Below are 18,358 nucleotides of genomic sequence, written 5' to 3'. Positions count from 1 at the left end.
CGCGACACGCGGACGACCTCATGCCGCGGAGCCCCCGTCAGGCCTACCGTTCGAGTCAGCAGTACATACTGAGCATAACTTTAGCCTTCAAGTAGAAGGTGAAGGTTGACCGCGGAAGGCCACGACGTGACCACGAACCAGAACTACCTCGCCGTCATCAAGGTCGTCGGCATCGGCGGAGGCGGCGTCAACGCCGTCAACCGAATGATCGAGCTGGGGCTGAGGGGCGTCGAGTTCATCGCCATCAACACCGACGCGCAGGCGCTCCTCATGAGCGACGCCGACGTCAAGCTCGACGTCGGACGGGAGCTCACGCGCGGCCTCGGAGCGGGAGCCGACCCCGAGGTGGGTCGCCGCGCGACGGAGGATCACGCCGAGGAGATCGAGGAGGCGCTCGCGGGCGCCGACATGGTGTTCGTCACGGCCGGCGAAGGCGGCGGCACCGGCACGGGAGGGGCACCCGTCGTCGCGCGCATCGCCAAATCGATCGGTGCGCTCACCATCGGTGTCGTCACCAAGCCCTTCGCTTTCGAGGGCAAGCGTCGGCAGGCGCAGGCGGAGGACGGCGTCCTCTCGCTCAAGAACGAGGTAGACACGCTCATCGTCGTGCCGAACGATCGGCTGCTCGAGATCTCCGATCGCGGCATCTCGATGCTCGAGGCGTTCGCGACCGCCGACCAGGTGCTGCTCGCCGGCGTGCAGGGCATCACCGACCTCATCACCACGCCCGGCCTCATCAACCTCGACTTCGCCGACGTCAAGAGCGTCATGCAGGGCGCCGGCTCGGCGCTCATGGGTATCGGCTCGAGCCGTGGCGCCGATCGCGCCATCAAGGCCGCAGAGCTCGCCGTCGCGTCGCCGCTGCTCGAGGCGAGCATCGATGGGGCGCACGGTGTGCTCTTGTCGATCCAGGGTGGCTCGAACCTGGGCATCTTCGAGATCAACGACGCCGCCAAGCTCGTCCAGGAGGCCGTGCACCCGGAGGCCAACATCATCTTCGGTGCGGTCATCGACGACACTCTCGGCGACGAGGTGCGCGTGACCGTGATCGCGGCGGGATTCGACGGGGGAGAGCCCAGCGCCCTCACCCGCGACCGCCGCAGCAGCTTCGTCGCGGCGAGCGAGGGAGGCTCGCTGCCCCCGGCCGCGGAGTCGGGCGAGCCGGCTCTCGAGGGCCGCGCCTGGGCCGACGACTCCGAGCTGGGAGCGACGGCGCCGATCGGTCCGCTCGAGAGCGACGACGACGGCGATCTCGACGTTCCCGACTTCCTGCGCTGAGCCGTGGAGGTCGATGCGGAGCTGCGCGCGCGATACGAGGGCGTCGTGTCGTCGATCGACGCTGCGGCGCAGAATGCCGGTCGCTCGCGCGAGGACCTCACGCTCATCGTCGTCACCAAGTTCCACCCCGCGTCCCTCGTGCGTGAGCTGCACTCCCTCGGCGTGCAGCACATCGGCGAGAACCGCCACCAGGATGCCGAGCCCAAGGCTGGGGAGCTCGTCGACCTGCCTCTCACCTGGCACTTCGTCGGGCAGCTGCAGTCGAACAAGGCTCGCGCTGTGACGGAGTACTGCCGCGTGATCCACTCGCTGGATCGCTCGTCGCTCCTGCGTGCGCTCGACCGGGCGGAGGCCCCGGTGGAGGTCTTCCTCGAGGTCAATCTCACCGACGACCCGGGGCGAGGCGGCGCGGAGCCGGCGCAGCTTCCTGACCTCGCCGAGCGCGTGCTGGCCTCCGACCACCTCACGCTGCGCGGGGTCATGGCCGTGGCGCCGCGGGACGAGGAGCCGCGGCGTGCCTTCGCGCGTCTTCGCGAGCACTCGGAGGTCGTGCGCCGGATCGCCCCCGAGGCCGTTGAGATCTCAGCCGGCATGTCGGGAGACTTCGCGGACGCCATCGCCGAGGGCGCGACACACCTGCGCATCGGCACCGCAATCACCGGAAACCGACCCTCCGACCGTTAATCTCGGAGGCGTCACGACGTAAGGACGACTGATGAGCAACCCGCTGCGCAAGACCATGGTCTACTTGGGCCTCGCCGACGAAGAGGTCGAGTACGAGCAGAGTGCCGCCGCGCACGCACCGGCCGCGCCCGCCGCCCCCTCGAGCTCAGGGCAGCGCGCACCGGTCACGCCGCTGCGGCGGCCGTCGTCGACGCGCGGCTCGGCGCCGTCCCACGACATGAACGAGATACTCACCGTGCACCCGCGCCGCTTCAACGACGCAAAGGCGATCGCCGAGAGCTTTCGCGAGGGCATCCCGGTCATCATGAACCTCACGCAGATGAACGAGCCGGATGCCCGGCGCCTCATCGACTTCGCGAGCGGTCTCTCGATCGGCCTGTACGGTCGCATCGAGCGCGTGACGAGCAAGGTGTTCCTCCTCTCACCCGCCCACGTGGCCGTGAGCGGCGATGCGGCCGACGTCGAGCCCGACGTGGACGCCTCGTTCCTCGCACACGACTGATCCGCGGTCGGAAGCGGTCGGGTCGGCCCGAACGCTCAGCGTGACCTGAAAGACTGATGACCGTGCCGATTGTCTTCTCCGTGATTCTGAACATCATCTACGTCGCGCTCCTCATCGTCTTCATCGCGATGTGGGGGAGGTTCGTGCTCGACTGGATTCAGGCGCTCAACCGCGGCTGGCGGCCGCAGGGCGCGGTCGTGATCCTCGCCGAGGTCGTCTACACGATCACGGACCCGCCCATCCGGCTCGTGCGCCGCGTGATTCCCCCGCTCCAGATCGGCAGCATCCGGCTCGATTTCGCCTGGACGATCGTGCTCATCGTCCTGCTCATCCTGATGTCGCTCGTGAGTGCTCGCTGAGTACGCACTGACAGACCTCCCGCGCGGCTGTACTCTGGTGGCGCGGATGTGACGCATGTGACGAGATGTTGCTAGCGTTACTCCATCGTTATCCACTCGCTCCAGAAAGTACCGAGGTGACGCACATGGCACTCACGCCCGAGGACGTCGTCAACAAGCGCTTCCAGTCCACCAAGTTCCGCGAGGGCTATGACCAGGACGAGGTCGACGACTTTCTCGACGAGATCGTGGTCGAGCTTCGCCGTCTGACGCAGGAGAACGACGAGCTGCGCCAGCGTCTCGTCGCCGCCGACGCCCGCATCGCGGAGCTGCACCGCGGAGGCGGCTCGCAGGCGGCGATGGAGGCACCCGCCTCGGCCCCCGTGCCCGCACCGACGCCCGCCCCGGCACCCGCACCGGCACCTCTCGCGAGTGCGCCCGCGGCCGACGAGTCGGAGAACACGAACAACCTGCTGCAGCTCGCCCGGCGCCTGCACGAGGAGCACGTGCGCGACGGCATGAAGAAGCGCGACGAGATCATCGCCGAGGGTCAGGCCGAGGCCTCCCGCATCGTGAACGAGGCGCAGAGCGCTCAGGCAGGTCAGCTTCAGGCCCTCGAGCAGGAGCGCGTGGCCCTCGAGCAGCGCGTCGAGGAGCTCCGGGTCTTCGAGCGCGAGTACCGCGCCCAGCTGCGCACGTACATCCAGTCCCAGCTGCAGGAGCTCGAAGGCTCGAGCCAGCAGCAGGCCGCTGCATCGCAGCCGTCCGCTCCGCAGGCCTCTGCTCCCCAGCCCGCGATGGCCTCGTCGGCCGCGGTCGGCTCCGCCCCGGGCTTCGGCGACTCCGGCCCTCAGCCCTCCTACGGGCAGTACCCGGGCTCGGCGCCGTCCCAGCCCGCCCCGCAGTCGCCGCCTCCCGGGCAGTTCCCGGGCTACGGCTCCTGAGCAGCAGGAGTCGTTCGACGACCATCAGCACGAGAAGAGGAGCGCGACGGTGACCGAGTCGCGCTCCTTTCCCGTTCCCGAAGGTCGAGCGGGGGAGCGCATCGACGTAGCCCTCGCCACACTGCTCGGCTTCTCGCGCTCTCAGGCCGTCGAGATCATCGAGGTCGGGGGTGCCCTCGTCGACGGCCGCGTCGCGGCCAAGTCCGACCGGCTGACGGCCGGCGCGTGGCTCGAGGTCACGTGGGAGCCTCGACGCGCGCCCGTCGTCGAGCCGCGCGAGGTCGCCGATCTGCGCATCGTCCACGATGACGACGACCTCGTCGTCATCGATAAGCCCGTCGGCGTCGCCGCGCACCCGTCGGTGGGCTGGACGGGCCCGACGGTGCTCGGTGCCCTCGCCGCGGGTGGCTACACGCTCGCGTCCTCCGGCCCCGCGGAGAGGGCGGGAATCGTGCACCGACTCGATGCTGGCACGAGTGGACTCATGGTCGTGGCCAAGTCGGAGCGCGCCTACCGAGGGCTCAAGCGGGCGTTCCACGATCGCCAGGTCGACAAGGTCTACCATGCGGTCGTCCAGGGCCATCCTGACCCCTCGTCCGGCACGATCGATGCGCCGATCGGGCGCCACCCGAGCTCCGCGTGGAAGTTCGCTGTCGTCGCGGGCGGCAAATCCTCCATCACCCACTACGACACGCTCGAGGCGTTTCGCGCGGCCTCGCTCCTCGAGGTGCACCTCGAGACCGGGCGCACCCATCAGATTCGCGTCCACATGGCCGCGCAGCGCCACCCGTGCGTGGGCGACGCGATGTACGGCTCAGACCCGGTGCTGAGCGAGCGACTCGGCCTGAGCCGTCAGTGGCTGCACGCCATGCTGCTCGGGTTCGAGCATCCTGGTGGCGGTGAGGCCGTCTCGTTCCGCTCGCAGTACCCCGATGATCTGCAGAGGGCCCTCGACGTTCTGCGGGAGTCGTGACGCGCCCCACGATGCGACCGCCGTCCGGCGGCGTCGATCTAGACTGAGGGTCCGCCGACCCGCCTCGACCCGAAAGACGCCGTGACCCCTCGAGCCGATTCGTTCGTCCACCTTCACGTGCACAGCGAGTACTCGATGCTGGACGGCGCGGCGCGCGTCGCCCCGCTCGTGGCCGAGGCCGCGCAGCAGGGCATGCCCGCTCTCGCGGTCACCGACCACGGCAACATGTTCGGCGCGTTCGACTTCTGGCGCACCGCGACCGAGGCGGGCGTGAAGCCGATCATCGGCACGGAGGCGTATCTCACGCCGGGCACGCACCGCACCGACAAGACACGGGTGCGCTGGGGCAACGGAGGCGAGGACGACGTCTCAGGGGCCGGTGCCTACACGCACATCACCCTCCTCGCCGAGACCACGCAGGGCATGCACAACCTCTTCCGCATGTCGTCGCTCGCCTCGATCGAGGGCTACTACTTCAAGCCGCGCATGGATCGCGACCTCCTCAGCCGCTACAGCGCGGGGGTCATCGCCACGACGGGGTGCCCGAGCAGCGAGGTGCAGACCCGCCTCCGCCTCGGCCAGTACGAGAGGGCCGTCGAGGCCGCGGCGGAGTTCCGCGACATCTTCGGGCGGGACAACTACTTCGTCGAGATCATGGATCACGGGCTCGGCATCGAGCGTCGCGTCATGGGCGACCTGATTCGCCTCGCGAAGGATCTCGGGCTGCCGCTCGTGGCCACGAACGATCTGCACTACACGCACGCGGGCGACGCGAGCTCGCACGCGGCCCTGCTGTGCGTGCAGTCGGGAAGCACCCTCGACGACCCCAATCGGTTCAAATTCGACGCCGACGAGTTCTACCTCAAGACCCCGGCGCAGATGCGCGAGCTCTTCCGCGACCATCCCGAGGCCTGCGACAGCACGCTCCTCATCGCCGAGCGCGTCGACACGCGCTTCGACACGGGCGCGAACTACATGCCGCGGTTCCCTGTTCCGGAGGGCGAGTCCGAGGACTCCTGGTTCGTCAAGGAGGTCGACGCGGGGCTCGCGCAGCGGTATCCCGCGGGCATCCCCGAGGAAGTCCGGGCGCGTGCCGACTACGAGATCGGCATCATCGCGCAGATGGGCTTCGCCGGGTACTTCCTCGTCGTCGCCGACTTCATCACCTGGTCGAAGGAGAACGGCATCCGGGTGGGGCCGGGCCGCGGCTCCGGTGCGGGGTCGATGGCCGCGTACGCTCTGCGCATCACCGACCTCGACCCCATCCAGCACGGGCTCCTGTTCGAGCGCTTCCTCAACCCCGACCGCGTCTCGATGCCCGACTTCGATGTCGACTTCGACGACCGCCGACGCGGCGAGGTCATCCGCTACGTGACCCAGAAGTACGGTGATGAGCGCGTCGCCCAGATCGTCACCTACGGCACCATCAAGGCCAAGCAGGCTCTCAAGGACTCCTCGCGCGTGCTCGGCTTCCCCTTCGGCATGGGCGAGAAGCTCACCAAGGCGATGCCACCGAGCGTCATGGGCAAGGACATGCCGCTCTCCGGAGTCTTCGACAAGAGCGACGAGCGATACAAGGAGGCGAACGACTTCCGCGCGGTCATCGAGACCGATGCCGAGGCGCGGCGCGTCTTCGACACGGCGCTCGGGCTCGAGAACCTCAAGCGGCAGTGGGGCGTTCATGCGGCCGGCGTGATCATGTCGAGCGAGCCGCTCATCGACATCATCCCGATCATGAAGCGCGAGCAGGACGGCCAGATCGTCACGCAGTTCGACTATCCGGCGTGCGAGTCCCTCGGGCTCATCAAGATGGACTTCCTGGGGCTGCGCAACCTCACGATCATCGACGACGCGCTCGACAACATCGAGAGCAACCGGGGCGAGCGCCTCGTGCTGGAGGATCTCGCGCTCGACGATACGAGCGCGTACGAGCTGCTCGCCCGGGGCGACACCCTCGGTGTCTTCCAGCTGGACGGCGGGCCGATGCGCTCGCTCCTGCGCCAGATGAAGCCCGACAACTTCGAAGACATCTCCGCTGTCCTGGCGCTCTACCGACCCGGCCCGATGGGCGCCGATTCCCACACGAACTACGCCCTGCGCAAGAACGGCCGGCAGCCGATCACCCCGATCCACCCCGAGCTCGCCGAGCCCCTCAAGGAGGTGCTCGGCACGACCTACGGCCTCATCGTCTACCAGGAGCAGGTCATGGCGATCGCGCAGAAGCTCGCGGGCTACACGCTCGCGCAAGCCGATCTGCTGCGTCGCGCCATGGGCAAGAAGAAGAAGTCGGAGCTCGACAAGCAGTACGAGGGCTTCGAGGCGGGCATGGCCGCCAACGGGTACTCGGCGGAGGCGACGAAGACCCTGTGGGAGATCCTGGTCCCGTTCTCCGACTACGCCTTCAACAAGGCCCACTCCGCCGCCTACGGTGTCGTCTCGTACTGGACGGCGTACCTCAAGGCGCACTACCCGGCCGAGTACATGGCGGCCCTGCTGACGAGCGTCGGCGACTCGCGCGACAAGCTCGCGATCTACCTCAACGAGTGCCGCCGCATGGGCATCACGGTGCTGCCGCCCGACGTCAACGAGTCGATCGGCTTCTTCGCGGCCGTCGACGATGACATCCGCTTCGGGCTCGGCGCCGTGCGCAACGTCGGCCACAACGTCGTGGACGGCATTCGCCGGGCCCGGGAGGAGAAGGGGCGCTTTACGGGCTTCTACGACTTCCTCAAGAAGGTTCCGGGCCCGGTCGCCAACAAGCGCGCGATCGAGTCGCTCATCAAGGCCGGGGCGTTCGACTCGTTGGGCTCTACCCGCCGTGCTCTCGTGGAGATCCATGAGAGCGCCGTCGAGGCCGCCGTGAAGGAGAAGCGCGCGGAGGAGGCCGGCGACATCGGCTTCGACTTCGACTCGCTCTTCGAGGAGGCCGACCAGTCGTCTGAGCACGTTCCCGATCGACCGGAGTGGGCGAAGAAGGACAAGCTGGCCTTCGAGCGCGAGATGCTCGGCCTCTACGTCTCCGATCATCCCCTCGCGGGGCTCGAGCAGCAGCTCGCGCGCCTCGCGGGCACGAGCATCGCCGAGCTGCACGAGAGCCCGCCCGCGGACGGCGAGCAGGTGACGATCGCCGGGCTCATCACGAGCGTGCAGCACAAGGTGGCGCGGCAGTCGGGCAACCCGTACGCGACCGTCGTCGTCGAGGACTTCGGCGGTGACGTCTCCGTCATGTTCCTCGGCAAGACGCACCAGGAGTTCGGCGCTCGGCTCGCCTCGGACACTATCGTCGTCATCCGCGGCCGCGTGAACCATCGTGACGATGGCGTCTCCCTGCACGCGAACTCCCTGCAGCTGCCCGATCTGGGCCTGCCGACCGACACGGGCCCGCTCGTGCTCACGCTGCGAGAGGCCCGGGCGACGGTGGACGTGCTGAGCGAGCTGGACTCGGTGCTCGGCCGTCACCGCGGCGGCACGGAGGTGCGGCTGCGGCTGCTGCGCGAGGACACCGCGCGAGTGTTCGAGCTGCCGCATCGCGTCGACCCGAGCGCGGGGTTCTTCGGCGAGGTCAAGAGCCTGCTCGGCCCTCGCGCACTCGCCTGACCGCGGGCGACTAGGCGGGCTGGCCCGGCGTGCGGTACTCGCGCTCGTGGTAGAGCAGGGCCTCGTCGGGCTCGCCGAGTGCTCCCTCGAGGATCTGCACCGCGATCATGGCGTTCGCCTCGACGGGCACACGCGCGACGATGCGGCCGAGCATCCAGCCGGTCACGTCGTGCAGGAGGGGGAGGCCCAGGGGGCCGGGCGCCCAGTGGTCGCCGACGAAGCGCTCGTCGTGGTCCGCGGCGAGCTTCTGGGCGAGACCCTTGTTGCGGGCACCGAGCATGTGGATGATGACGTGGTCGGTCTGCTCGATGGCCGGCCATGAGCTCGCGACGCGCGCCATGTTGAAGGTCGCGAGCGGGGGAGCGGCCGCGAGGGAGGCGAGCGAGGTCGCCGTGAACCCGACCGGGCGTCCGCTCGCATCGAGCGCGGTGATCGCGGCGACACCGGCGGCGTGGCGCCGGAATGCCTGCGCGAAGGCGTCGAAGCCCGTGCTGTCGGCGGTGTCGGTCGTCTCAGTCATCACACCCCACTCAACCACGCCGGCTCGGAGGTATTCCCGGTTCGGCGCCGGATAGCATGATGGCGCCATGATGACGACTCTTGATCTGCGCGGCCGGGAGCTCTCGACCGCCGAGCTGCTGGCCCTCGTGCCGCGCTCGACGAGTGACGTCGGCTCCGCCGTCGACGCTGTCGCGGCGATCATCGCGGAGGTGCGCGAGAGGGGTGAGGATGCTCTGCTCGCGCAGGCGGAGCGCTTCGACGGCGTGCGACCGACCTCGGTGCGCGTGCCCGCCGCAGCGCTCGCGAGCGCCCTCGAGTCGCTCGACCCTGGCGTGCGGAAGGCGCTCGAGGTCGCGATCGAGCGGGTGCGCGCCGCGTCGGCGGCGCAGGTGCCCGAGCAGCGCATCACCGAGGTCGCCCCGGGTGCTCGCATCGTGCAGCGCTGGCAGCCCGTCGATCGCGTGGGACTCTACGTGCCCGGCGGCAAGGCCGTCTACCCCTCGAGCGTCGTGATGAACGTCGTGGCCGCGCAGGTCGCGGGCGTGCCCTCGATCGCGCTCGCCTCGCCGCCGCAGTCCACCTTCGGCGGTTCCGTGCACCCGACGATCCTCGCCGCCGCCGCTCTGCTGGGTGTGGACGAGGTCTACGCGATGGGCGGCGCTGGCGCGATCGCAGCGCTCGCCTACGGGGTCACCGAGATCGGCCTCGAGCCGGTGCAGGTCATCACGGGCCCCGGAAACCTCTACGTGGCGACGGCCAAGCGAGCCGTGCAGGGCGTCGTCGGCATCGACTCCGAGGCGGGCCCGACCGAGATCCTCATCATCGCGGACGGGAGCGCATCGCCGACGCTCGTCGTCGCCGACCTCGTCAGCCAGGCCGAGCACGACGAGCTCGCCGGCAGCGTTCTCGTGACCGACGACGAGTGGCTGGCGGAGGCCGTTCGGAGCGCGCTCCCGGCAGCTGTCTCCGCCACGCATCACCACGACCGGGTCGCGACGGCTCTCGACGGCCCCCAGTCGGCGATCGTGCTCGTCGACGACCTGGCGCAGGCGGCCGCGTTCAGCAACGCCTACGCGCCCGAGCACCTCGAGGTGCACGTGCGCGATGCCGGGGGCATCCTGCCGCTGCTCACGAACGCTGGAGCCATCTTCGTCGGCGACCACACGCCGGTCAGTCTCGGCGACTACGTCGCGGGCTCCAACCACGTCCTGCCGACAGGCGGGCACGCGCGGTTCTCCGCGGGGCTCAGCGCGTCGACGTTCCTGCGTCCGCAGCAGATCGTCGAGTACACCCGTGACGCCCTCGCCGAGGTCGCCGAGCACGTGCTCCAGCTGAGCGCCGCCGAGCAGCTGCCCGCCCACGGGGATGCTGTGCGGGCGCGATTCCCTGAGCGCGGCTGATGTCCCGAGCAGCCGTGCGTCCCCGAGCAGCGCTGCGGGCTCCACTAGGCTGAGGCCACCATGCACTGCCCTTTCTGCCGGCACTCCGACACCCGTGTCATCGACTCGCGCACGAGCGACGACGGCTTGGCGATCCGGCGACGCCGGCAGTGCCCGGAGTGCGGCAAGCGCTTCAGCACGACCGAGACGGCGAGCCTCACGGTCACGAAGCGCAGCGGCATCGCCGAGCCCTTCTCTCGCGAGAAGATCGTGACCGGAGTCCGCAAGGCGTGCCAAGGTCGGCCCGTCACCGACGCCGACCTCGCCCTGCTCGCGCAGCGCGTGGAGGAGACCCTGCGCGCCACGGGCGCCTCCCAGCTCGACGCCAACGACATCGGTCTCGCGATCCTGCCCTCGCTGCGCGAGCTCGACGAGGTCGCCTACCTGCGGTTCGCGAGCGTCTACCAGGCCTTCGAGAACCTCGACGACTTCGAGGAGGCCATCGCGCGGCTGCGGCGCGAGGATGCGGCCCGCGCGGCGGAGGCCTGAACGCGTGACGCTCTACGACCTCCTGTTCCGCGGGGTGCTCGCACGACTCGACCCCGAGCGCGCTCACGGCCTCGCGGTGGCTGCGATCCGCGCCATCCCTCAGCTCGGTCTCACGCGACTCTTGCGCAGAGCCACGCGCCCCGACCCGTCTCTCGCGGTGGACGCGCTCGGGCTGCGCTTCGACTCCCCGTTCGGCATGGCTGCCGGATTCGATAAGGATGCGCGGAGCATCCGGGGCCTGTACGCACTCGGTTTCGACCACATCGAGATCGGCACCGTCACCGCGGTACCGCAGGAGGGCAATCCGCGCCCGCGGCTGTTCCGGCTGCTCGCCGATCGTGCCGTCATCAACCGCATGGGCTTCAACAATCGGGGTGCCGCGCAGGCGGCGGAGCGGTTGCGGCGGGAGCGATCGCGCGCTCGGCGACCCGTGATCGGCGCCAACCTCGGCAAGAGCCGCGTGGTGGAGGTCGAGAATGCGCTCGAGGACTACCGCACCTCCGCGCGCCTCCTGGCCCCCGTCGCCGACTACCTCGCCGTGAACGTGAGCTCGCCCAACACGCCGGGTCTGCGCGGGCTGCAAGCCCGCGAGCGACTCGAGCCCCTCCTGCGGTGCGTGCTCGAGGAGGCCGGGTCGACACCCGTCCTCGTGAAGATCGCCCCCGACCTCGACGACGCGACGATCGACGAGCTCGCGCATATCGCGGTGCAGGTGGGGCTCGCGGGCATCATCGCGACCAACTCGACCATCGAGCGCACCGGCCTGCAGTCGAGCCCCGAGCTGGTTGCCGAGGCGGGTCAGGGGGGGCTCAGCGGTGCGCCCCTCGCCGCTCGCTCGCTCGCCGTGCTACGGCGCGTGCGGGCCGCCGTTCCGGCCGATTTCTGCGTCATCTCGGTCGGCGGCGTCGACACGGCGGAGGATGTCGCGGCGCGCCTCGAAGCGGGCGCCACGCTCGTGCAGGGCTACACGGCCTTCCTCTACCGCGGGCCGCTGTGGGCCCGCGGCATCACGCGCGGCCTCGCACGGCTGCGCCGACCGGTCGCGGCCGAGCGGAACTCGCCGGCCTAGACGACGGGGAACTCGCCGCGCTTGACCTGGGGCTTCGGCAGGCGCAGCACGCGCAACTGCAGTGCGCGCATGCCGGCGTAGAACCCCACGCCCTTCTCGGCGGAGCCGAACTTCTTCGTCAGCTTCCGCTTGACGAGCCACGAGAGCGCGACGGAATCGATGATGGCGACGAGGAAGAAGCCCCACAGCACGAGGATCGAGATGGTCTGCGCCTCGAGGGAGGGGATGAAGGTCGCGATGATCACGAGGAACATGACGGGGATGAGGAACTCGCCGAGGCTCGTTCGGGCGTCCACGTAGTCGCGCACGAACTTGCGCTGCGGCCCCTTGTCGCGCTGGGGCAGGTAGCGCTCCTCACCGGCAGCCATGCCGATGCGGGCGCGCTCGCGCGAGGCGTTCATCTTCGCCCGAGCCTCCTTGCGGGCCTGGCGGCGGTCATCGGGCACGAGGGGTCGCTTGCGGGCGGCTTCGCGCTCCTTGCGCGTCGGTGTGGGGCGGCCCTTGCTCGTGGATGCTGGGCCAGGGTTCTGCTCGACGGCGTCGGCGCTCGCCTGCTCGGAGCCGGTGGGTTCGGCGTTCGTCTTGTCTCGGGCGGCCACGGGGGCACATCCTTCCGTTGTGGGGCAGGGTCTTAAGATTACCGGCATGACCTCCGACGCTCGTCCTGCCCGCCCGTCGACCCCGACCGAGATCCGCGAGCGGCTCACGGATGCCGTGCGCGACGGACTCCCCGCGGCGATCGCCGACCTCTCGAGGCTCGTGCGCATCCCCTCGGTGTCGTGGGACGGCTTCGATCCCCGCCACGTCCAGGAGTCGGCGGAGACGGTCGCCGCGCTCCTGACCGATCTCGGCGTGTTCGACACGGTCACGATCGAGCGCGCTCCGCTGCCAGGCTCGGGTGAGTTGGGTCAGCCCGCGGTTCTCGCCCGCCGGGAGCCCCGAGGGGGTCGCCCGACCGTCATGCTCTACGCGCACCACGACGTGCAGCCCCCGGGGGAGGAGGGGGACTGGCAGTCGCCCCCCTTCGAGCCTACCCTGCGCGGTGACCGGCTCTACGCGCGCGGGGCCGCCGATGACAAGGCGGGCGTGCTCGCACACGTCGCCGCGATCCGCGCGCTCCTGGAGGTGCAGGGCTCTGACCCCGACCTCGGTCTCGTCGTCTTCATCGAGGGCGAGGAGGAATTCGGGTCACGATCGTTCGAGGCGATGCTCGCCGCGCATCGAGAGCTCCTCGCGGCGGACGTCATCGTGGTCGCCGACTCCGACAACTGGACGACGACGACGCCTTCGCTCACCATCGGCCTGCGCGGCAACACGGCCTTCCAGCTTAACGTCTCCACCCTCGGCCATGCATCCCACTCGGGCATGCTCGGTGGCGCCGCGCCCGATGCGATGCTCGCCCTGGTGCGCGTGCTCGCGAGCCTTCACGACGATGATGGCGCCGTAGCGGTCGAGGGCCTCACCTCGCACACCCAGGAGGTGCCGCCCTTCACGGAGGTGCGTCTCCGTGAGGATGCGGCTCTTCTCGAGGGAGTCTCGTCGATCGGCCGCGGCGAGATCCTGCACCGGCTCTGGGCGCAACCCGCCATCACGGTGACGGGTATCGATGCGCCGAGTGTGCAGAACGCGTCCAACACCCTGCTGCCCTCGGTGACCGTCAAGGTCAGCTGCCGCGTCGCGCCGGGCCAATCCGCGCGGGAAGCCTTCATGGCGATCGAGCGCCACATCCGAGCACGCACGCCGTTCGGGGCGCACGTGACGTTCTCGGCGGTCGATCTCGGCGACCCCTTCCTCGTCGACACCTCGGGCTGGGCCGTCGACGACGTGCTCACGGCCATGGAGGAGGCGTGGGGCGAGACGCCGCAGCTCACGGGCGTCGGCGGCTCGATCCCCTTCATCGCGCAGCTCGCGCAGACCTTCCCCGAGGCTCAGGTGCTCGTGACGGGCGTGGAGGATCCGGAGACGCGGGCGCACAGTCCCAACGAGTCGCTCCACCTCGGTGTGTTCCACCGGGCGATCCTCACTGAGGCTCTCCTGCTGGCGCGCCTGGACGGAGCCGTGAGTCTGCCGTAGCGCGCGGGGGAGAGGCGTACACTGAGGGTCAGCTTTCCCGATACCTAGGAGGTCTCATGACCGACACGATGACCAGCACGCACGGCGTCTCGCTCACCGACGCGGCCGCCGCGAAGGTCCGCTCGCTGCTCGAGCAGGAGGGTCGCGACGACCTCCGTCTGCGCCTCGCCGTGCAGCCCGGCGGCTGCTCGGGGCTCATCTACCAGCTGTACTTCGACGAGCGCATGCTCGACGGCGACAGCCGTCGTGACTTCGATGGTGTCGAGGTCGTCGTCGACAAGATGAGCGTCCCTTACCTCGAAGGCGCCTCGATCGACTTTGAAGACACGATCCAGAAGCAGGGCTTCACGATCGACAACCCGAACGCGGGCGGCAGCTGCGCGTGCGGAGACAGCTTCCACTGAGGCTCTCCCGCCAGACCCGAGAGCAGGGCATCCTCATCTGATGAGGGTGCCCTTCTGTCGTTCGTGCACCGGTTTGGCAGTCATCTCGGAGCGTCGCAGGGCGGTTCCGCAGGGCGCGGTGACATAGACTGAAACGGTTCCCCGCTCCCCAGCTCGAGAGGTCACCGGTGCGCTCCAACCGACGTCTTCGATTGACGGCCATACCGCTCGCGATCGTCACTACGGTCGCCCTCGCGGGCTGCACGACGCAGCAGACCCTCGGCTGGCTGCCGACCGAACCCGGCACGACCAACCAGGTCGACCGTGTCATCGGTCTCTGGGTCACGTCCTGGATCGTCCTCCTGGCCGTGGGCGCCATCACCTGGGGCCTCATCATCTGGGCGGCGATCGTCTATCGCCGCCGCAAGGGCCAGACCGGCCTGCCGGTGCAGCTGCGCTACAACATGCCGATCGAGATCTTCTACACGGTCGTGCCCCTCATCCTCGTCCTCGGCTTCTTCGCCTTCACCGCGCGCGACCAGGCCGAGATCGAAGCACCGCTCGCCGACCCCGACGTGACGATCGAGGTCTACGGCAAGCGCTGGGCATGGGACTTCAACTACATCACCGACGACGTCTTCTACCAGGGCATCCAGGCTCAGGAGACGGGCCCGAACAACGAGATCGACGTCGACGCGCTACCGACCCTGTACCTTCCCGTGGACAAGAAGGTCGAAATCAAGATCGAGTCGCGCGACGTCATCCACTCGTTCTGGATCATCGATTTCCTGTACAAGAAGGACATGATTCCCGCCAAGACCAATTACTGGTACTTCATCCCTCAGAAGGAGGGCACGTACGCGGGCAAATGCGCTGAGCTGTGCGGCGAGTACCACTCGCTCATGCTGTTCAACGTCGAGGTCGTCTCCCAGGAGGAGTACGACGCCCAGATGGACGTCCTGCGGGCTCAGGGCAACGTCGGCAGCGTCGGCGAAGAGTTCAACACCAACGCGAACCTGCCGGGCACGACCGGCATCACGGAAGAGGAGTAGGCGGGCATGACTACGACCGCACCCAGGCCGACCGTCTCGACGAGCGAGCCCGGTCACGTATCTCCCACCGTCGGGCGCAAGGGCAACGTCTTCGTCGGGTGGATCACCTCCACCGATCACAAGACCATCGGATATATGTACCTGATCACGTCGTTCGTGTACTTCCTCATCGGCGGCGTGCTGGCGCTTGTCATTCGCGTTCAGCTCTTCGCGCCGGGCCTCGAGGTCGTCGCCACCAAGGAGCAGTACAACCAACTGTTCACGATGCACGGCACGATCATGCTCCTCATGTTCGCGACGCCGCTCTTCGCGGGCTTCGCGAACGTGCTCATGCCCCTCCAGATCGGCGCTCCTGATGTCGCCTTCCCGCGCCTGAACGCTTTCGCGTACTGGCTGTACTCCTTCGGCTCGCTCATCGCCGTTGCGGGATTCCTGACGCCGCAGGGTGCGGCCTCGTTCGGATGGTTCGCGTACGCACCGTTGTCTTCCCAGACCTTCACCCCGGGACTCGGCGGCAACATGTGGGTTTTTGGGCTCATCCTCAGCGGGTTCGGCACCATCCTCGGCGCTGTGAACTTCATCACGACCATCATTACGATGCGCGCTCCGGGCATGACGATGTGGCGCATGCCGATCTTCACGTGGAACACCCTCGTGACCTCGTTGCTCGTCCTCATGGCGTTTCCGGTGCTCGCCGCGGCTCTCTTCGCCCTCGGCTCCGACCGGATGTTCGGCTCGCACGTATTCGATGCGGCGACGGGAGGAGCGATCCTCTGGCAGCACCTATTCTGGTTCTTCGGGCACCCAGAGGTATACATCATCGCTCTACCCTTCTTCGGCATCGTCTCCGAGATCTTCCCCGTATTCAGCCGCAAGCCGATCTTCGGGTACAAGACGCTCGTCTACGCGACGATCGCGATCGCGGCGCTCTCGATCACGGTGTGGGCCCACCACATGTACGTGACCGGCTCGGTGCTGCTGCCGTTCTTCTCGCTCATGACGATGCTCATCGCCGTGCCGACGGGTGTGAAGATCTTCAACTGGATCGGCACGATGTGGCGCGGCTCGGTGACCTTCGAGACACCGATCGTGTGGGCGCTCGGGTTTCTCGTAACCTTCGTATTCGGCGGGCTCACGGGCGTCATCCTCGCCTCGCCACCGCTCGACTTCGCTGTCTCCGACTCCTACTTCGTGGTCGCCCACTTCCACTACGTGGTGTTCGGCACCGTCGTGTTCGCGATGTTCGCCGGCTTCTACTTCTGGTGGCCCAAGTGGACGGGCAAGATGCTCAACGAGCGTCTCGGCCACATCCACTTCTGGACCCTGTTCATCGGCTTCCACGCGACGTTCCTGGTGCAGCACTGGCTCGGAGTCGTGGGCATGCCCCGCCGCTACGCGACCTATCTCGTCGAAGACGGGTTCACCTGGATGAACCAGCTGTCGACTTTCGGCTCATTCCTGCTCGCGGCGTCGATGATCCCGTTCCTCCTCAACGTGTACATCACCGCGCGTCGCGCCCCGAAGGTGACGGTCAACGACCCGTGGGGCTACGGCCGCTCGCTCGAGTGGGCGACGAGCTGCCCGCCGCCGCGGCACAACTTCTCGTCGATCCCGCGCATCCGATCGGAGTCGCCGGCGTTCGACCTCAACCACCCGGAGGCGGGAATGCCCATGGGCATCGGTCCGGCAAAGGACGCCCCGGATGCGGACACGTACGACATCAGCGAAGACAAGGTGAAGTGAGCGGCCCGACATGAAGACGAACATCAACCTGTTCTGGATCCTTCTGGTCTTCTTCGTCGCCCTGACCGCGATCTACGTCGGCTGGTCGATTCTCGACACCGGCCAGGTCGAGTGGGTCGGCGCCGTGGCCCTGGGCCTGTGCGCCGTGCTTTCGGTGTTCATCGCCTTCTACTTGAGACTCGTCTACCGCAATCAGGGTGGCGAGCTGCCGGAGGACCGTGGTGACGCCGACATCGATGACGGCGATGCCGAGCAGGGCTTCTTCCCGCCGTGGAGTTGGTGGCCCGTCGTCCTCGCCGGCGGTGCCGCACTGGTCTTCCTGGGTCTGGCGATCGATTTCTGGATCGTGGGCTACGCGGTCGTCATCCCTCTCATCGCCCTCGTGGGCTGGGTGTACGAGTACTACCGCGGCAACTTCGGGCGCTGACATGATCGTGCGTTCTGCGGCCTCCGCTGATGCGGACGCGGTGTTCGCCCTCGTACGGCAGCTCGGCGCGGCTTTCGTGCCCGTTCGAGCGGCCTTCGACGAGAGCTTCGCGGCACTCGTGGATGGGGCGGACGATTCCGGCGCCTTCCTCTATGTGGCGGAGGACGACGAGGGGGCGGTGAGCGGCTACGCGCTCACGACGGTCGCCCGCCTTCTGTCGACCAACGGACTCTCGGCCCAGTTGCAGGAGATCGCCGTGGATGAAGCGGTGCGGGGGCAGGATCTGGGTACGCAGCTCGTGCATGCCGTCGAGACCGAGTGCGTGCGCCGTGGTGTACGCCAGCTCACCGTCGCCGCTCGGAGAGCCGGCGGCTTCTACGACCGACTCGGCTACACGCAGAACGCCGAATACATGCGACGGGTCTTCTAGGCGGCTCCCGCCACTGCTCCACCGCCTCAGTCGTCACCAAGGCTCATCCTCGTAGAGTCGTCCCTTTGTACGCACGTGAAGGGACGACGGCATGACCAGACGAACGACCACCGTGTGGGCGGCAGGAGCCGCTCTTTGCCTTCTCGGCATCGCGGGATGCACGATGGCGTCGACGGACGAGGACACGTCTTCGGCGGATGACTCGTCGAGTGAGCAGCAGGAGAGTGGGGCACCCGACCTGGCGAGCATTCCCGAGGTCGTCGCCGAGATCGACGGCGAGGCGATCTCGAGGGAGGACTTCCTTCAGGCGTACTCGTCTCAGCCCTGATCCACCGTCCGGCTTCAGGTCGGCTGCGGTAGCGGAGCGGGCGGGGTCGCGGATGTGAGGGCGCGGTCGGCCTGCCAGCCTGTGCTGGCCTTTCCACGAGAGTCTCCG

The 18,358-nt window shown here is 68.4% G+C and carries 19 protein-coding genes; 17 read left to right on the top strand and 2 right to left on the bottom strand.

The genetic code is table 11. From position 1 onward, the window contains the following. Positions 1-126: 126 nt before the first annotated feature. From ftsZ to dnaE, 7 genes are all read left to right on the top strand, one after another. Positions 127-1,278 carry a cell division protein FtsZ gene (gene ftsZ / locus FK219_RS07125; RefSeq protein WP_152583509.1) on the top strand — a complete coding sequence of 384 codons (1,152 nt, stop codon included), beginning with the start codon at positions 127-129 and terminating at the stop codon, positions 1,276-1,278. A 3-nt stretch (positions 1,279-1,281) separates the two neighbouring features. Then, positions 1,282-1,962: a YggS family pyridoxal phosphate-dependent enzyme gene (locus tag FK219_RS07120; RefSeq protein ID WP_152583508.1), complete on the top strand. Its 681-nt coding sequence runs from the start codon at positions 1,282-1,284 to the stop codon at positions 1,960-1,962. A gap of 31 nt (positions 1,963-1,993) precedes the next feature. Continuing rightward, the gene (locus FK219_RS07115) at positions 1,994-2,464 is read left to right on the top strand and encodes a cell division protein SepF (protein WP_152583507.1); all 471 of its coding nucleotides are present in this window, start codon (positions 1,994-1,996) and stop codon (positions 2,462-2,464) included. Between the two features lie 56 nt (positions 2,465-2,520). Beyond that, positions 2,521-2,823: a YggT family protein gene (locus tag FK219_RS07110; protein WP_152583506.1), complete on the top strand. Its 303-nt coding sequence runs from the start codon at positions 2,521-2,523 to the stop codon at positions 2,821-2,823. Positions 2,824-2,948: 125 nt separating this feature from the next. Next, positions 2,949-3,746, top strand: coding sequence for a DivIVA domain-containing protein (locus FK219_RS07105; protein ID WP_152583505.1), 798 nt, complete (start codon positions 2,949-2,951; stop codon positions 3,744-3,746). Positions 3,747-3,795: 49 nt separating this feature from the next. Then, positions 3,796-4,719, top strand: a complete 924-nt coding sequence (locus tag FK219_RS07100) for an RluA family pseudouridine synthase (protein ID WP_152583504.1) — start codon at positions 3,796-3,798, stop codon at positions 4,717-4,719. 81 nt (positions 4,720-4,800) lie between these two features. Beyond that, complete coding sequence (dnaE, locus tag FK219_RS07095; RefSeq protein ID WP_328821635.1) at positions 4,801-8,316, top strand: DNA polymerase III subunit alpha; 3,516 nt, start codon at positions 4,801-4,803, stop codon at positions 8,314-8,316. A gap of 10 nt (positions 8,317-8,326) precedes the next feature. On the opposite strand, the gene FK219_RS07090 is transcribed toward dnaE, so the two are convergent. Continuing rightward, complete coding sequence (locus FK219_RS07090; RefSeq protein WP_152583503.1) at positions 8,327-8,836, bottom strand: flavin reductase family protein; 510 nt, start codon at positions 8,834-8,836, stop codon at positions 8,327-8,329. Between the two features lie 67 nt (positions 8,837-8,903). Between FK219_RS07090 and hisD the strand changes: the two genes are divergently transcribed. Genes hisD through FK219_RS07075 form a run of 3 tightly spaced genes read left to right on the top strand, consistent with a single transcriptional unit; the run spans position 8,904 to position 11,814 of the window. Next, the gene (hisD, locus tag FK219_RS07085) at positions 8,904-10,217 is read left to right on the top strand and encodes a histidinol dehydrogenase (RefSeq protein ID WP_210416791.1); all 1,314 of its coding nucleotides are present in this window, start codon (positions 8,904-8,906) and stop codon (positions 10,215-10,217) included. A gap of 60 nt (positions 10,218-10,277) precedes the next feature. Then, on the top strand, positions 10,278-10,745 hold the full coding sequence (nrdR, locus tag FK219_RS07080; RefSeq protein WP_152583502.1) for a transcriptional regulator NrdR: 468 nt from the start codon (positions 10,278-10,280) through the stop codon (positions 10,743-10,745). Beyond that, entirely contained in the window at positions 10,720-11,814 is a 1,095-nt protein-coding gene (locus tag FK219_RS07075; protein ID WP_152583501.1) for a quinone-dependent dihydroorotate dehydrogenase, read from the top strand. The genes nrdR and FK219_RS07075 overlap by 26 nt, the downstream gene beginning before the upstream one ends. On the opposite strand, the gene FK219_RS07070 is transcribed toward FK219_RS07075, so the two are convergent. Next, positions 11,811-12,413: a DUF3043 domain-containing protein gene (locus FK219_RS07070; protein ID WP_246299179.1), complete on the bottom strand. Its 603-nt coding sequence runs from the start codon at positions 12,411-12,413 to the stop codon at positions 11,811-11,813. The two genes, FK219_RS07075 and FK219_RS07070, sit on opposite strands and share 4 nt — an antisense overlap. Before the next feature lie 46 nt (positions 12,414-12,459). Here FK219_RS07070 and FK219_RS07065 point away from each other — a divergent pair, with 46 nt between their 5' ends. The 7 genes from FK219_RS07065 to FK219_RS07035 all read left to right on the top strand — a co-directional run bounded on the left by FK219_RS07065 (position 12,460) and on the right by FK219_RS07035 (position 18,250). Continuing rightward, complete coding sequence (locus FK219_RS07065) at positions 12,460-13,887, top strand: dipeptidase (RefSeq protein ID WP_152583499.1); 1,428 nt, start codon at positions 12,460-12,462, stop codon at positions 13,885-13,887. Positions 13,888-13,943: 56 nt separating this feature from the next. Beyond that, positions 13,944-14,291, top strand: coding sequence for a HesB/IscA family protein (locus tag FK219_RS07060; RefSeq protein ID WP_152583498.1), 348 nt, complete (start codon positions 13,944-13,946; stop codon positions 14,289-14,291). 167 nt (positions 14,292-14,458) lie between these two features. Continuing rightward, a complete protein-coding gene (gene ctaC / locus FK219_RS07055; protein WP_152583497.1) occupies positions 14,459-15,322 on the top strand; it encodes an aa3-type cytochrome oxidase subunit II in 864 nt (287 codons plus the stop codon). Between the two features lie 6 nt (positions 15,323-15,328). Continuing rightward, complete coding sequence (gene ctaD / locus FK219_RS07050; RefSeq protein ID WP_152583496.1) at positions 15,329-17,065, top strand: aa3-type cytochrome oxidase subunit I; 1,737 nt, start codon at positions 15,329-15,331, stop codon at positions 17,063-17,065. A gap of 10 nt (positions 17,066-17,075) precedes the next feature. Continuing rightward, on the top strand, positions 17,076-17,492 hold the full coding sequence (ctaF, locus tag FK219_RS07045) for an aa3-type cytochrome oxidase subunit IV (protein WP_152583495.1): 417 nt from the start codon (positions 17,076-17,078) through the stop codon (positions 17,490-17,492). A gap of 1 nt (position 17,493) precedes the next feature. Further along, on the top strand, positions 17,494-17,922 hold the full coding sequence (locus tag FK219_RS07040) for a GNAT family N-acetyltransferase (protein WP_152583494.1): 429 nt from the start codon (positions 17,494-17,496) through the stop codon (positions 17,920-17,922). A 91-nt stretch (positions 17,923-18,013) separates the two neighbouring features. After that, on the top strand, positions 18,014-18,250 hold the full coding sequence (locus FK219_RS07035) for a hypothetical protein (protein WP_152583493.1): 237 nt from the start codon (positions 18,014-18,016) through the stop codon (positions 18,248-18,250). Positions 18,251-18,358: the final 108 nt, after the last annotated feature.

The sequence above is a fragment of the Microcella pacifica genome (assembly GCF_009371975.2).
Lineage (GTDB): Bacteria > Actinomycetota > Actinomycetes > Actinomycetales > Microbacteriaceae > Microcella > Microcella pacifica.
This window is presented reverse-complemented; position numbering and strand designations above follow the sequence as displayed.

Coding starts and splice junctions, on each gene's coding strand:
- FK219_RS07115 (WP_152583507.1), top strand. CDS start 1,994: ATGAGCAACCCGCTGCGCAAGACCATGGTCTACTTGGGCCTCGCCGAC.
- FK219_RS07110 (WP_152583506.1), top strand. CDS start 2,521: ATGACCGTGCCGATTGTCTTCTCCGTGATTCTGAACATCATCTACGTC.
- FK219_RS07105 (WP_152583505.1), top strand. CDS start 2,949: ATGGCACTCACGCCCGAGGACGTCGTCAACAAGCGCTTCCAGTCCACC.
- FK219_RS07090 (WP_152583503.1), bottom strand. CDS start 8,836: ATGACTGAGACGACCGACACCGCCGACAGCACGGGCTTCGACGCCTTC.
- hisD (WP_210416791.1), top strand. CDS start 8,904: ATGATGACGACTCTTGATCTGCGCGGCCGGGAGCTCTCGACCGCCGAG.
- nrdR (WP_152583502.1), top strand. CDS start 10,278: ATGCACTGCCCTTTCTGCCGGCACTCCGACACCCGTGTCATCGACTCG.
- FK219_RS07075 (WP_152583501.1), top strand. CDS start 10,720: ATGCGGCCCGCGCGGCGGAGGCCTGAACGCGTGACGCTCTACGACCTC.
- FK219_RS07065 (WP_152583499.1), top strand. CDS start 12,460: ATGACCTCCGACGCTCGTCCTGCCCGCCCGTCGACCCCGACCGAGATC.
- FK219_RS07060 (WP_152583498.1), top strand. CDS start 13,944: ATGACCGACACGATGACCAGCACGCACGGCGTCTCGCTCACCGACGCG.
- ctaD (WP_152583496.1), top strand. CDS start 15,329: ATGACTACGACCGCACCCAGGCCGACCGTCTCGACGAGCGAGCCCGGT.
- ctaF (WP_152583495.1), top strand. CDS start 17,076: ATGAAGACGAACATCAACCTGTTCTGGATCCTTCTGGTCTTCTTCGTC.
- FK219_RS07040 (WP_152583494.1), top strand. CDS start 17,494: ATGATCGTGCGTTCTGCGGCCTCCGCTGATGCGGACGCGGTGTTCGCC.
- FK219_RS07035 (WP_152583493.1), top strand. CDS start 18,014: ATGACCAGACGAACGACCACCGTGTGGGCGGCAGGAGCCGCTCTTTGC.